Origin of the sequence: Neisseria sp. HMSC064E01 (assembly GCF_001808875.1) — a bacterium.
GTDB lineage: Bacteria > Pseudomonadota > Gammaproteobacteria > Burkholderiales > Neisseriaceae > Neisseria > Neisseria sicca_A.
This window is the reverse complement of sequence record NZ_KV794971.1, coordinates 43,221-57,270: the sequence shown is the minus strand read 5'-3', so window position 1 is coordinate 57,270 and position 14,050 is coordinate 43,221. Positions and strand designations below refer to the sequence as shown.

Annotated in this window: 13 protein-coding genes and 6 tRNA genes; 14 read left to right on the top strand and 5 right to left on the bottom strand. The window is 48.4% G+C overall.

Features of this window, described 5'->3' with window-relative positions; genetic code table 11:
• Nucleotides 1-139 precede the first annotated feature (139 nt).
• The 11 genes from HMPREF2572_RS11685 to HMPREF2572_RS11640 all read left to right on the top strand — a co-directional run bounded on the left by HMPREF2572_RS11685 (nt 140) and on the right by HMPREF2572_RS11640 (nt 6,435).
• On the top strand, nt 140-685 hold the full coding sequence (locus HMPREF2572_RS11685) for a type IV secretion protein Rhs (RefSeq protein ID WP_070498796.1): 546 nt from the start codon (nt 140-142) through the stop codon (nt 683-685).
• A 101-nt stretch (nt 686-786) separates the two neighbouring features.
• Complete coding sequence (gene pgsA, locus HMPREF2572_RS11680; protein WP_016688352.1) at nt 787-1,347, top strand: CDP-diacylglycerol--glycerol-3-phosphate 3-phosphatidyltransferase; 561 nt, start codon at nt 787-789, stop codon at nt 1,345-1,347.
• Between the two features lie 85 nt (nt 1,348-1,432).
• Nucleotides 1,433-1,508 (top strand) — tRNA-Gly (locus tag HMPREF2572_RS11675).
• Between the two features lie 39 nt (nt 1,509-1,547).
• Nucleotides 1,548-1,623, top strand: a tRNA-Gly gene (locus HMPREF2572_RS11670).
• Nucleotides 1,624-1,648: 25 nt separating this feature from the next.
• Nucleotides 1,649-1,724, top strand: a tRNA-Gly gene (locus HMPREF2572_RS11665).
• A 27-nt stretch (nt 1,725-1,751) separates the two neighbouring features.
• A tRNA-Cys gene (locus tag HMPREF2572_RS11660) sits at nt 1,752-1,825 on the top strand.
• A gap of 10 nt (nt 1,826-1,835) precedes the next feature.
• Nucleotides 1,836-1,913: transfer RNA gene (locus HMPREF2572_RS14675), tRNA-Cys, on the top strand.
• A 23-nt stretch (nt 1,914-1,936) separates the two neighbouring features.
• A tRNA-Leu gene (locus tag HMPREF2572_RS11655) sits at nt 1,937-2,026 on the top strand.
• Between the two features lie 395 nt (nt 2,027-2,421).
• Nucleotides 2,422-4,707, top strand: coding sequence for a formate C-acetyltransferase (gene pflB / locus HMPREF2572_RS11650; RefSeq protein WP_070498795.1), 2,286 nt, complete (start codon nt 2,422-2,424; stop codon nt 4,705-4,707).
• Between the two features lie 292 nt (nt 4,708-4,999).
• Nucleotides 5,000-5,812, top strand: a complete 813-nt coding sequence (gene pflA / locus HMPREF2572_RS11645; RefSeq protein WP_070498794.1) for a pyruvate formate lyase 1-activating protein — start codon at nt 5,000-5,002, stop codon at nt 5,810-5,812.
• Between the two features lie 233 nt (nt 5,813-6,045).
• Nucleotides 6,046-6,435, top strand: a complete 390-nt coding sequence (locus tag HMPREF2572_RS11640; RefSeq protein ID WP_070498793.1) for a hypothetical protein — start codon at nt 6,046-6,048, stop codon at nt 6,433-6,435.
• Between the two features lie 106 nt (nt 6,436-6,541).
• Here HMPREF2572_RS11640 and HMPREF2572_RS11635 read toward each other — a convergent pair whose 3' ends face one another.
• The 3 genes from HMPREF2572_RS11635 to folE2 all read right to left on the bottom strand — a co-directional run bounded on the left by HMPREF2572_RS11635 (nt 6,542) and on the right by folE2 (nt 10,326).
• Nucleotides 6,542-7,390: a hypothetical protein gene (locus HMPREF2572_RS11635; protein WP_070498792.1), complete on the bottom strand. Its 849-nt coding sequence runs from the start codon at nt 7,388-7,390 to the stop codon at nt 6,542-6,544.
• A 116-nt stretch (nt 7,391-7,506) separates the two neighbouring features.
• Nucleotides 7,507-9,312, bottom strand: a complete 1,806-nt coding sequence (dsbD, locus tag HMPREF2572_RS11630) for a protein-disulfide reductase DsbD (RefSeq protein ID WP_070498791.1) — start codon at nt 9,310-9,312, stop codon at nt 7,507-7,509.
• A gap of 240 nt (nt 9,313-9,552) precedes the next feature.
• On the bottom strand, nt 9,553-10,326 hold the full coding sequence (folE2, locus tag HMPREF2572_RS11625) for a GTP cyclohydrolase FolE2 (protein ID WP_070498790.1): 774 nt from the start codon (nt 10,324-10,326) through the stop codon (nt 9,553-9,555).
• A 181-nt stretch (nt 10,327-10,507) separates the two neighbouring features.
• Here folE2 and HMPREF2572_RS11620 point away from each other — a divergent pair, with 181 nt between their 5' ends.
• From HMPREF2572_RS11620 to HMPREF2572_RS11610, 3 genes are all read left to right on the top strand, one after another.
• Nucleotides 10,508-11,665, top strand: a complete 1,158-nt coding sequence (locus HMPREF2572_RS11620) for a trans-sulfuration enzyme family protein (RefSeq protein ID WP_070498789.1) — start codon at nt 10,508-10,510, stop codon at nt 11,663-11,665.
• A gap of 93 nt (nt 11,666-11,758) precedes the next feature.
• Nucleotides 11,759-12,217, top strand: coding sequence for an META domain-containing protein (locus HMPREF2572_RS11615; protein WP_070498788.1), 459 nt, complete (start codon nt 11,759-11,761; stop codon nt 12,215-12,217).
• A 268-nt stretch (nt 12,218-12,485) separates the two neighbouring features.
• A complete protein-coding gene (locus HMPREF2572_RS11610) occupies nt 12,486-13,265 on the top strand; it encodes a ferredoxin--NADP reductase (protein ID WP_070498787.1) in 780 nt (259 codons plus the stop codon).
• A gap of 123 nt (nt 13,266-13,388) precedes the next feature.
• On the opposite strand, the gene HMPREF2572_RS11605 is transcribed toward HMPREF2572_RS11610, so the two are convergent.
• Nucleotides 13,389-13,628: an NF038104 family lipoprotein gene (locus HMPREF2572_RS11605; protein WP_070498786.1), complete on the bottom strand. Its 240-nt coding sequence runs from the start codon at nt 13,626-13,628 to the stop codon at nt 13,389-13,391.
• Nucleotides 13,628-13,966: a general secretion pathway protein GspG gene (locus tag HMPREF2572_RS11600; RefSeq protein WP_070498785.1), complete on the bottom strand. Its 339-nt coding sequence runs from the start codon at nt 13,964-13,966 to the stop codon at nt 13,628-13,630. Before HMPREF2572_RS11600 ends, HMPREF2572_RS11605 begins: the two co-directional genes overlap by 1 nt.
• Between the last annotated feature and the right edge of the window lie 84 nt (nt 13,967-14,050).

The window sequence follows — 14,050 nt, the reverse complement described above, 5'->3', positions numbered from 1 at the left end:
GTCCTGATTTAAATTTAATCCACTATAAAGCGGGTAGGGGATATGGCAGTATCGGTTGTAAACGTAGCTGAATGACTGTTAAGGTAGAACAATCGTTTTCAGACGACCTTGGTCGTCATGAAAGGAACAAGGACAAGATATGAGCAAACGCTGGCGCAGGCTGACGGACAATGAAATCAAAATGGCAAAGCTGATTTTTGCCGACAGCATTGATTATGCCCGCGTCAAAATCTATCGCGGCATTCCTTGTCTGCCAACCATGCAGGTTGCTGTTTCGCCCAATGGAAACATCTATTTCCCGCGTAATAACTGCCCTGACGACTTCGCCCTTGCTTCTGCTTCCTATCAAATATGGATGATTCATGAATTGACCCATGTTTGGCAGTATCAGCAAGGATTTAAAACCTGGTTGGGCGGATTGTTTTTGTTCGTCAGCGGAGGCTACCGTCGCCGTCGTGCCTATCTCTATCCCAATCTGTCCGATATTTGTCATTTCAGTATGCTGAATATGGAGCAGCAGGCGGATTTATTGGCGCATTATTACGCGTCGTGTTATCTAAAAGGCAACATATACAACGCCCAAAATCAAACCTTTCAAAAGATTTTAAAGTCGTTTATCGACGACCCGTGCCAAAAAGAATGGCTGCCTCAATGCAGGTTTTATCGAAAAAACAAACGGACTTGAAGGCTTTTGCTGTCTGAAAGATGGTTAAAACATATGCTTTCAGACAGACAAGTCCGTTATAATAGGCAAATTAACTATCATAACCACATCAAAGGTAAATCATGCCTTGGAACATACCGATTTTTCTGACTTGGATGCGTGTTTTGCTGATTCCGGTCTTTACTTTGCTGTTTTTCCTGCCAAAAGGGTGGATTGCACCGGAAACCGTCAATTGGACTGCCGCTATCATTTTCGCACTCGCAGCCGTAACCGATTGGTTTGACGGATTTTTAGCAAGGCTTTGGAAGCAAACCTCCGATTTCGGCGCCTTCCTCGATCCCGTTGCGGATAAATTAATGGTAGCGACCGCATTATTGCTGCTGGTCAGCCTTGGTCGTACTTATGTTATTTTCGCCATCATCATCATCGGCAGGGAAATCACCATTTCTGCCTTGAGGGAATGGATGGCGCAAATGGGCAGACGCAGCAGCGTTGCCGTTGCCACCATCGGCAAATTTAAAACCGCCGCGCAAATGGTTGCCATATTTTTATTGCTCTTAGCCTCCAATCAATTTGACAATATTTTTTACCAGACAGGTAACATATTGATGTTTATCGCATCTGTATTAACCCTCTGGTCAATGTTCTATTATCTGAAAATGGCGTGGCAGGAAATCAAATAAAAAATAAAACAAACCTCTTGACGACAAGTTTCAAATCCATAATAATTGCGTCTTCTTCGGAAACAGCTGCAAAAACAGATATTCGGCGGGAATAGCTCAGTTGGTAGAGCGCAACCTTGCCAAGGTTGAGGTCGCGAGTTCGAGACTCGTTTCCCGCTCCAAACGAATCCTGTCTTAAGTTGCTATAAAGTTTCTCCGATGCGGGAATAGCTCAGTTGGTAGAGCGCAACCTTGCCAAGGTTGAGGTCGCGAGTTCGAGACTCGTTTCCCGCTCCACAGTTTAATTTCAGATGTGTCCCATGCGGGAATAGCTCAGTTGGTAGAGCGCAACCTTGCCAAGGTTGAGGTCGCGAGTTCGAGACTCGTTTCCCGCTCCAGTTTGAACACTACCTAGTAGTTTGTTTGGCGAGATAGCAAAGTGGTTATGCAGCGGATTGCAAATCCGTCTACGCCGGTTCGATTCCGACTCTCGCCTCCACTCATTTTATGGCGGGGTGGCAGAGTGTTTATGCTATAAGGGGTGCAACCCTTATATAGGCCGGTTCAAATCCGCGCCCCCGCCTCCAAATTTCAATATAAAACAGTCTACGCCCGGGTGGTGAAATAGGTAGACACAACGGACTTAAAATCCGTCGGCCCTAAACCGGCCGTGCCGGTTCGATTCCGGCTCCGGGCACCAATAAGTCTATGAATTTATTGAATAATCTAAGACTCTAAATTGCCAAAAGACAGCTTATAATTCAGGTTGTCTTTTTACTTTGTGCCTTATTTGTGTCCAACTCGTGACCTTTGCAAAATGTAATTGCATGAAATCAAATGCCCGACGAAAAGCCCTGAAAACCGGACAAGTTTTCAGGGCTTAATTTTGTATTCTACACTCGTTTACACGCTAAGAGCTTGAAAAATAAAATGTAGTCTTAAGTAATAACAGTTCTCATTGATGTAAGTCAAAAAAGCATCGGGTATACGTTCACATCTCTGTCAATCGTTACACTTCATAGAGCTAAAGTGCTATTCTGCAAAGGTAAATTTTTTACTACCTATAAATTCTATCTGACAAATTAGGAGCTTGATATGTCAACCGATGTACAACAACGCCCTGCTGCTTGGGAAGGTTTTGTCGGCGGTAATTGGGAAACCAATGTCGACGTGCGCGATTTTATTCAGAAAAACTACACGCCTTATGAAGGCGATGCGTCTTTCCTCGCGCCTGCAACCGAGGCGACAACCAAACTGTGGGCGGACGTGATGGAAGGCATCAAAGTCGAAAACCGCACGCACGAACCTTACAAAATCGACGCTCAAGTCGTGTCCGGCATTACCAGCCATGCACCGGGCTATATCGATAAAGATTTGGAAACCATCGTCGGTCTGCAAACAGACGAGCCTCTGAAACGTTCCATTATGCCGTTTGGCGGTTTGAAAATGGTGCAGGACGCGTGCAAAGTGTACAACGTCGAGTTGAACCCTGAAGTCAGCGAAATTTTCACCAAATACCGCAAAACCCACAACCAAGGCGTGTTTGATGTTTATACGCCCGACATCCGCCGTTGCCGCAAATCCGGTGTGATCACCGGCTTGCCGGACGCTTACGGTCGTGGTCGTATCATCGGTGACTACCGTCGTGTGGCATTGTACGGTATCGACTTCTTGATGAAAGACAAATTCAACCAATTCAATTCACTGCAAGCCGATTTGGAAAATGGTGTGGATTTGGAAGAAGTTATCCGCCGCCGCGAAGAAATCAACGACCAATACAAAGCTTTGGGTCAAATGAGGGAAATGGCTGCTTCTTACGGCTACGACATTTCCGGCCCTGCGAAAAATGCGCAAGAAGCCATCCAATGGACTTACTTCGCTTACCTTGCAGCCGTTAAATCGCAAAACGGCGCTGCCATGTCCTTCGGTCGCGTGTCTTCGTTCTTGGACATCTACATCGAGCGCGACCTGAAAAACGGCGTGATTACCGAAACCCAAGCGCAAGAGTTTATCGACCATTTGGTGATGAAACTGCGTATGGTTCGTTTCCTGCGTACGCCCGAATACGACCAACTTTTCTCCGGCGACCCGATTTGGGCAACCGAATCTATCGGCGGTATGGGCTTGGACGGTCGCACGCTGGTAACGCGTACTAACTTCCGCGTCCTGCACACCTTGTACAACATGGGTCCGTCTCCCGAACCGAACATCACCGTGTTGTGGTCCGAACAACTGCCGCAAGGCTTTAAAGAGTTTTGCGCCAAAGTATCCATCGATACTTCATCCATCCAATATGAAAACGACGATTTGATGCGTCCGGACTTCGAGAGCGACGACTATGCCATTGCCTGCTGCGTCAGCCCGATGGTTGTCGGCAAACAAATGCAGTTCTTTGGCGCACGCGCCAACTTGGCGAAAACCCTGCTGTACGCAATCAACGGCGGCGTGGACGAGAAATCCAAAGACCAGGTCGGCCCGAAAACCGAACCGATTTTGGACGAAGTCTTGGACTACGACACTGTCTTTGAGCGCATGGATCAATTCATGGATTGGCTGGCAACCCAATACGTTACCGCGCTGAACATCATCCATTACATGCACGACAAATACAGCTACGAAGCCGCGCTGATGGCGCTGCACGACCGCGACGTGAAACGCACGATGGCTTGCGGTATCGCCGGTTTGTCTGTGGCCGCCGACTCGCTGTCTGCCATCAAATACGCCAAAGTCAAACCGATTCGCGATGAAAACGGTATTGCTGTCGACTTTGAAATCGAAGGCGAATACCCGCAGTTCGGTAACAACGACGATCGCGTGGACGATATTGCCTGCGACTTGGTGGAACGCTTCATGAAAAAAGTGGCAACCCACAAAACTTACCGCAACGCAACGCCGACCCAGTCCGTGTTGACCATTACCTCCAACGTCGTGTACGGCAAAAAAACCGGCAACACGCCTGACGGCCGTCGCGCAGGCGCACCGTTCGGTCCGGGTGCCAACCCGATGCACGGCCGCGATGTCAACGGCGCCGTTGCTTCGCTGACCTCCGTAGCCAAATTGCCGTTTGAGTTCGCCAAAGACGGTATTTCCTACACCTTCTCCATCGTGCCGGGCGCATTGGGTAAAGACGAAAGCTCTCGCGAACGCAACCTCGCAGGTTTGATGGACGGCTACTTCCACCACGAAGAAGGCGAATTGGAAGGCGGTCAACATTTGAACGTCAACGTACTGACCCGCGAAACGCTGGAAGACGCGATGAACAATCCGGACAAATATCCGCAACTGACCATCCGCGTGTCCGGTTACGCCGTACGCTTCAACTCGCTGACCCGCGAACAACAGCTTGACGTGATTACCCGTACCTTTACACAAACCATGTAAAGCAAAGGGTTTACAGTAAACCAAGCCGGGGGACGGATTATCCGGAACCCGGCTTGATTTTGCCTGAAGCAATGGTTTGATAATATCAAAATCCAGTGGATTAACTCCAAATCAAGACGACCGAAGGCGGTACAATAGAGTTATCATTAAAACGCGTTTATCTATTCCAAAACAGTCCATAAACTTCTCAGAACAGGGAACGCAATGCCCGCATATTAATCCAATAAGAAGAAGCCTCTGCAACACAAAAACAAGTTTTCAGACGACCCCAATATCCGGTACATCAGACACCATGCAGACATCCATTGCCATCAACCCCGAAACACCCGCCCCCGCCAAAGACCTCGGACACCGCCACTACAACGGCAAAGGCATCGTCCATTCCGTAGAATCCTGCGGCGCAGTGGACGGTCCCGGATTGCGTTACGTCCTCTTCCTGCAAGGCTGTCTCATGCGCTGCCTCTACTGCCACAACCGAGACACATGGGACTTGCACACCGAACAAGCCCAAGAAATGACTGTGCCCGAAGTCATGAAGCAAGTCATGTCCTACCGCCACTACCTGCGCGCTACAGGCGGCGGCGTTACAGCCACAGGGGGCGAACCACTCCTGCAATACGAATTCGTACGCGACTGGTTCACCGCCTGCCACGAACACGACATCCACACCTGCCTCGACAGCAACGGCTACGCCCTGCATTACGACTCCATCCTTGACGACCTGCTCGACCACACCAACCTCGTCATGCTCGATTTAAAACAAATCGACCCCGAAATCCACAAAGTCCTCGTCGGCATCCCCAACACCAAAACCCTCAAATTCGCCCACTACCTCGCCGAACGCAAACAGCCTGCCCGCGTCCGCTACGTCGTCGTCCCGGGCTATACCGACGACGACCGTTCCGCCCACCTGCTCGGCGAATTTATCGCCGATATGGACAATATCGAAATGGTCGAACTCCTTCCCTATCACGAACTGGGTGCGCACAAATGGGCATTGTGCGGCGACACCTACAAACTCACCGGCGTACATCCGCCTCCCAAAGAAACCATCCTCAAAATCAAATCGATTTTGGAAAGCTACGGTAAAAACATTATTTATTGAGTTCAAATCCAAAAAGGTCGTCTGAAAAAGAAATATTCGCTTTCAGACGACCTTTTAGCCGTTCATTCCATTTGTTACAGCACATTGCATCAATCAGATTATCATATAAATCTATTGTCATTTTAAACCTTTAGTCGCAATCTTTGGGCTAAGTTGAGACAACGTGGTATCGGTTCAAACTTGGATCACTAGAGTATTCTTAATCTTTAAAAATTAACTTAGGAAAGAGCAGTATGATGAAAAAGTTTTTATATGTGTTTTTACTTTTTATACCTTTGTCAGCCTATGCAGGGACATATCGAGTAAACAAAACAGGTCTATTGCTTCAGACAAAGCATTTGAAAAATGGAAATATACAGTTTGATATATATAACCCGCGGAATTCAGGGAAAAATTCTTTGGTGCAAGGCGTGGCAAAATTAAAATCAGGGGATTTGGAAATTGATATAGATGAAGAAACGGGTCTAGGTTATGATGTAGATGAATATATTCATGATAAAAACCAATGCTTCATATCGATACGCCTAGATGTAGAAAAGGGTAAGAAAGGCTCGTTAAAGACCTCATGTCCGAAACAAAATGAATTAAGACATCTTAATCTTCCAATTTTGAAAATTAAGTAGGTGTAACCCGTGGCGGGGATGAAAACACGCCATTTAAAAAGCTCGTTTGAAAATCATTTCAGACGAGCTTGTGGTTTTGTAGAAGTGTGATTCCACTTAAGCTTGATCATTTTATTGGAAATCTTTTTTCAAAATCCTTTTTATTATAATTGTAAGTTCTTTTATATTTATATAAATATACATAAGACAAAGTTGTAGATTCAAAAATTGGAGATAAATTATTATCTTCTATTTCTTTACAAACAAATGATTCTATGTTTTTCATTTCTTTAAGAAACAAGCAATTTGGTATACTCATGTGTAAGTATAATCCTTTTAAATTCTCACATTTAGATAAAATTGATAAGTAAACTTGTTTGTTAATCCCTTCGAATTCTATTTCGCACAAGTTTTTACACTCTAAAATATCTTTAATGTCAATTAGTTTTCTGGCTAATCTGATTGTTAATTCATCTAAATTGCTCAAATGATTAATTCCTGATAAATCTATTCCTGAATAGTTCCTTAATTCTAATCTTGTTAGGTTAGGTATTTTGTCTAAAAAGGATAATTTATTGGCGTATGATAAATATAAAAAACTCAGATTGTTGTTATTAAATATAATGTTATCCGAGTAATGGCATACAAGCGTGTTTAATTTAGGAAATTTACTGATATCAACTTTATTATCACTCCACCATTGTAACCACTGTAATTCTTTTAAATAATATATCGGTTGAATATCGGTGGATTTTGCTAAAAAACAGAAAAGCTTAAAATGAGTAATATTTGGAAATTGCTTTAGGAAGTCCAAATTTATTTCGTAGACTCCATTCGTATTCGATGCAATACCAATTTTATCTACCTGAGGAAATTTTGATAAAACATATTCTATGGCACGGTCAATATTTTCAACATCGAGCATAATGTAGTCATCTAATTTCCAAATGCCATTTTGGTCAAATAGTATATTCAATTCTTTAGTTCCTTATTTTTATTTTAATAACAGTAAACTTAGGCTAGATTAAAATTCCACCATTTAAAAAGGTCGTCTGAAAACCCTGTTTCAGGTTTTCAGACGACCTTTCGTCTTTATTTTTCGTTTTGTTTGTACCAGTTGATAAATTCGTCCGGTTTGGCAAAACCAAGCAAGGGGTCGCTGCGGCGGCCGTCTGCGTGGATGACGAATATGCCCGGCGGACCGTAAAGGCCGTATTCTTTCAACATTGCCTGATGGTCGGGCGTGTTGGCGGTTACGTCGATTTGGAAGAAGCGTTCCATATCGACGGCTTCATGCACTTGCGGCTGGTTGAGCGTGTAGCTTGCCATTTCTTTGCAGGAAATACACCAGTCGGCGTAAAAATCCAAAACGACGGGTTTGTCGGGGTTGGCTTTCAATGCGGCATCCATAGCGGCTTTGAGTTCGGCGACGTCGGTGAATATTTTGCCGTGGTCGGTGGTTTTGCCTGCTTCGGACGGGGGGGCGAGTGTAAGGAAGTGGTGCAGGGCGGTGGTTTGTTTGTTTGCGCTTTGCCATCCGAACCATGCGCCGCCGATGAGCAGAAGGAAGCCTAAAACGGAGGCTGTGGTTTTCAGACGACCTTTTTGTTTGCCCGATTTAATCAGCAACATGATGGCAGGGACGATCATGAGCAGGGTGTAAAGCGCGACAATGAGGTAGTAGGGCAGGTGCGGCGTGGCGAGGTAAACAGCAACGGCAAGCAGGATGAAGCCGAAGGCGTATTTGATGCCGTTCATCCAGTCACCTGCTTTCGGCAGGACGTGGCCGCCGAATGTGCCGATGAGGATTAGCGGAACGCCGGTGCCGAGTGCTAAGGCATACAGCGCGAGTCCGCCTAAGACGGCATCGCCGGTTTGTCCGATATAGCCCAAGGCAAATGCCAGCGGCGGGGCGACGCAGGGGCCGACGATCAGCGCGGAGAGTATGCCCATGACGAATACGGAGGCGATTTTGCCGCCGGAGAGTTTGCTGCTTTGGTTTTGGAAATAAGATTGGACGGCGTTGGGCAGTTGGATGTTGAAGAGTCCGAACATGGAGAGCGCGAGGACGACCATCAGACCTGCGGCGGCAAGGACGACCCATGCCTGTTGCAGCCATACGGTCAGAAGCGCGCCCGTCAAGCCTGCGATGACGCCGACCAGCGTGTAGGTCAGTGCTAGACCTTGTACATAGACCATAGATAGGGCGAAAGCGCGCTTTTTGCCGGCGTTTTTATCGCCGACGACGATACTGGAAACAATCGGCAAAAGCGGGTACATACAGGCGGTAAAACTCAAACCTAGTCCTGCGATAAAAAACGCCAACAGGTTGGCGTTTAATGTTTCCCAAGATAATTTGAAGCGGCTGCCGTCGTCGTTTTGCGAGGCTTTAGGCGCGGCGGCGGGGGATGGTTTGGCGGAATCCGGTTGTAGGAAGCGGTCTTTGGCGGATATGGGTTCGTTGCTTTGCGTCTTGTACAGGCCGTTGCCCTTAATCTCAAAAGATGTGTCCACGGGCGGGTAACATACGCCGGCTTCGGCACAGCCTTGATAAGTCAGCGTCAGCTTGTAGGTCGGCGCGGCTTTTTTGTAAGGCCAGTTGACCTGCGCGGCGCGGTGGAACACGGTTTGTTTGCCGAAGAACTCATCTTCTTTGAGTTCACCTTTGCTGAAAACGGGTTCGCCCAATACGCCTTCAGGCGCGGTGGCAGCGACGATTTTCGATTGGTACATATAGTAGCCGTCGGCGATTTTGAATTCGACGTTGATGCCTTTGTCGGTAACGTTCACTTGCGGCACGAACGCTTTTTCAGGCGGCAGCAAATCATCGGCGTTCACGGCAAACGCGCTGGAACACAGGGCAAAAAAGGCGGTAAAGAAGTAAAGGAGTTTTTTCATGGCGTCTTCTCAGTGGAAGGGTTAAACAGGCGCATTATAAACGCAGCAGTCGTTTATAGGTCTTAATTTATATTAAAAGCTGCGATGGTTTTTATCGCGACGAGGGTGGATTATCGGACTGCTTGATAGATGATGCCCGTCGGATTGTCTCTTTTTCATAGCCGATTGGAACGGGAAAGGTCGTCTGAAAACCTGATTTCACAGGTTTTCAGACGACCTTTTCGATTTTTTTTTGCTTGCTTAAGGATACGCAATATAGGCGTAAGCCGAGTGGTTGTGTATCGACTCGAAGTTTTCGCTTTCGACGATGAAGCTTTCGATGCGTCCGTCCGCAATCAGCGCAGTGGCTACGTCGCGCACCATGTCTTCCACGAATTTCGGGTTTTCATAGGCTTTTTCGGTAACGTATTTTTCGTCGGGGCGTTTGAGCAGGCCGTAAAGCTGGCAGCTTGCCTGCGCTTCGACGCAGTCGATGATTTCCTCGATACCGACTTCGGCGTTGGCAGTCAGGCTGACGGTAACGTGCGAACGTTGGTTGTGCGCGCCGTATTGCGAAATTTCTTTGGAACACGGACACAAAGAGGTTACGGGAACCATCACTTTCAAATTATGGTTGTATGTTCCGTTTTTGATTTCGCCCGTCAGGGTAACGTCGTAGTCCAGCAGGGATTGGATGCCGGAAACAGGTGCGGATTTTTTGCGGAAGAAGGGGAAGGAAACGCTGATTTTGCCGGAATGAGAGTCTAAAAGCGTAACCATTTCGGCAGTCAGTTTGTGCAGCCTGTCGAAATCCAAAGCCTCGGATTGTTGCTCCATCAATGCCACGAAGCGCGACATATGCGTGCCTTTTTGGTCGGCGGGCAGGAAAACCGTCATGGTCAGGCGGGCGACGGTGGATTGGCTGCCTTCGGCAGTATTTAAAGTAATCGGGAAGCGGAGGTCTTTGATACCGACCTGGTTAATCGGCAGATTGCGTAAATCGCGGCTGGATTGCACGTCTGCAATGGCGTTCATGCGTTGTTTGTCCTTAATTGTCGGATTGCTGGGATGTGTGTCGTTTGGAAACGGATTCATGCCGTCCGTTTTGCAAATGCGAGATTATATCACTTGCAAACCGTGTCCGCATTGATTGTTTCTATTTTTCGGATAGTGATAAAATCCTGAATTATTCATATCTTTACAAGGTTGAGCCGAGATGAAATTCGCCACCAAAGTCATCCATTCCAGCTACGATTGCGACGAACACAACCGCGCGCTGATGCCGCCGATTTATCAGAACAGTATGTTCGCGCTGCACGAAATCGGCGAGCAGGTTCCCTACCGCTATTCGCGTCTGAGCAATCCGACCCGTCAGATTTTGGAAGACACGGTTGCCGATTTGGAACGAGGGGCGGCGGGTTTTGCCTTTTCCAGCGGTATGGCAGGCATCGATGCCGTGTGGCGTACATTCTTGCGTCCGGGCGATACCATCGTTGCCGTCGCCGATATTTACGGCGGCGCGTATGACTTGCTGGTTGACATATATAAAGCGTGGGGCGTGAACGTCGTTTTTGCCGATTTGGGCAACCCCGACCGCTTGGACAAGCTGCTTGCCGCGCACAATGTGAAACTGGTTTGGCTGGAAACCCCGTCCAATCCGCTTTTAAGATTGGTGGACATCAAAACGCTTGCCGCCAAAGCCCATGCCGCCGGCGCGCTGGTCGGCATCGACAACACCTTCGCCACGCCGTATCTGCAACAGCCGCTGGAGATGGGCTGCGACATCGTGTTCCACTCCGCCACCAAATACCTTTGCGGACACTCCGACGTATTGATGGGCATCGTCGCCGTCAAAACCAAAGAACTGGCGAAACCGCTGCACGACATGATGGTGCATACCGGCGCGATTGCCGGCCCGATGGACTGCTGGCTGGTGTTGCGCGGTATCAAAACGCTCGCCTTGCGCATGGAGGCGCACTGCAAAAACGCGCTCGACATCGCCCGCCGCCTTGAAGCCCATCCCGCCGTGGAAAAAGTGTTCTATCCCGGCCTGCCGTCTCACGAACATTACGAACTGGCGAAAACCCAAATGCCCAAAGGCATAGGCGGCGTGGTTACGGTTTACCTCAAAAATGACACGCTCGAAGCAGCAAACAGCGTGATTAAAAATATGAATATGGTCAAAATGGCATCCAGCCTCGGCGGTGTCGAAAGTCTGGTCAACCATTGCTATTCCCAGTCCCACAGCGGCGTGCCGCATGATGTGAAAATGGAAATGGGCATCAAAGTCGGCTTGCTGCGCTTCTCCATCGGCATTGAAGACGCGGACGATATTTGGAACGACATTTCCAAGGCTTTGGATTCGACGCTGTAAAGACAAATAGGTCGTCTGAAAAGTACGTAGCGGGGTTTGCTAGAGCGTTTTCAGACGACCTTTTAGCTGACCTCACGTTTGAAAGGCAAAATCATGAAAACCCTGATCCCCACCCTTATGACCGCAATCATTCTGACCGCCTGTACTTTGCCTGCTGAAAAACCGCAGCCGTCCCAGCCTGTAACGTCGTCTGAAAAACCATCCGAACCCCGTCAAGCGTCAACGTCGGCTTTGGCGGCGAAATGGGTTGTGGTTTCTTTCGACAAATTCACCGAAAAAGATTTGGCGGGCAGAACGGCTTTTTTGGATTTGAGCAAAATGCCCAAGGCGCATGGCAAGATGGGTTGTAATCATTTAATGCTTCAAGCAAAAGAAGTCGGTTCGGGCAAAATCGATTTCGGTCCGATTGCGACGTCGATGATGCTGTGTGAAGACATGAAGCTGGAAGAGGCTTTCTTGAACATGAAAAGCGTGTGGAACTATCGTTTCGACGGCAATGATTTGATTTTGGAGCAAAACGGCAAAACCATGCGCCTGCGCCGTGAGCCGTAAATTTTGAGTTTGCCGTTAATTATAGTGGATTAACTTTAAATCAGGACAAGGCGACGAAGCCGCAGATAGTACATCAGGACAAGGCGACGAAGCCGCAGACAGTACAAATAGTACGGTAAGGCGAGGCAACGCCGTACTGGTTTAAAGTTAATCCACTATATAAAAGGTCGTCTGAAAACCGGACAATCGGGTTTTCAGACGACCTTTCGTCAAGCGAACGGGTATAATACCTTCCGTTTCCCATCCCGCACACACAAGGATCCCCATTATGGCAGCCTCGCCCGAAGCCAAGTTCACCGAAGAAAAAGTCTTGTGGATCAAGCACCATACGCCCAAGCTGATGACTTTTGCCATCAGCCGCCCTGAATCCTACCGCTTCTCGGCGGGGCAGTTCTCTCGGCTCGGGTTTCGCGACGGCGAAGGCTTTATCTGGCGCGCGTATTCCGTCGTGTCCGCCGAATACGCCGATACGCTTGAATATTTTGCGGTGTTAATTGAAGGCGGTCCCATGTCGGCGCGGTTTGCCGCAATGAAAGAGGGCGACACCATACTGCTCGACAAAACCGCTACCGGCTTCCTCCTGCCCGAACGTTTCCCCGACGGCAAGGACTTGGTCATGCTCTCCACCGGTTCGGGCATCGCGCCTTTCCTTTCCATCATCGAGCAGCCCGAAATCTGGCAGCGTTTCGACCGCTTGGTTTTGGCGCACTCGGTTTCTTTCGCCGGCGAACTGATTTTCAGACGACGTGTTGAAGCATTGAAAGACCATCCGCTGATTGGCGAATATTTCCACAAATTCCGCTTCGTCCCCATCACCACACGCGAGGAAACCGAAAGCGCGTTGAGCGGCAAGCGCATTCCCGAGCTGCTGAAAGACGGCAGCCTCGAAACATACGCGGGATTCAAGTTTACCAAAGCCGACACGCGCTTTATGGTCTGCGGCAATCCCGCCATGGTCAAAGACACGTTCCAAGCCCTGATGGACTTGGGCTTCTCCATGCACCGCAACCGCATCCCCGGCGAAATCATGATGGAAAACGGGTTTTGAGCCTGATGAATTGGTAAGGTCTTAATAGAAGCAAAAAAGGTCGTCTGAAAAACGGTTTGCCGTTTCAGACGACCTTTTGTTTGAATGAATGGTTTTTCAGCCGTCGATATGGGGCGCGGCTGCTTATTCTTCACGCGGTTCTTCTAAATAATCCTCCGCCTGTTGTTCGCGGGATTTCTTTTCTTTGTCCTTCTTTTTGTCCTTGTCGGGAATCGCGGCATTGATTAACGCGCCTGTGCCTTTGACAGCGATTTTACCTGCGGTCATGACGGTGGTTGCAGCCAGATTGACGGCGCTGGTGACGATACAGCCGCTGAGTGCCAAGCTGAGGAACGCAGGAAGAAGAAGGACTTTTATGTTCATCAATGTTCGCATCCGCATTGGTGGTCGTGGTGTCCGCCGCCGCATCCGGAAGCCGCTTCGTGCCAGCTTTCGTCGTCGCCGTCAAATTCTTCCATTTCGTCAAATTCGCCGTTTTCAACCAGCGCGACAAGCTCTTCGAGGTTTTGCGCACCTTCGACCCAGAAGCAGGGAATATCGGGCGGCGTATCAGGAGCGAGCAGGGCGGCGGTTTGGTCATGCCACGCGATCCAATAGCCGTTTTCGGTGTGGACGAATTGGGCATCGGGATGAATGGTTTCTCCGGTCGTTCCGATCAGCATTCTTTCGGCAATGTCGGCTTGGTAGGGTTGAATCTGCATGATTGGCTTTCTGTGAACAAAATCTGCTTTATTGTAACGGAAAATCCATGGCGGATTATAGTGGATTAACTTTAAACCAGTACG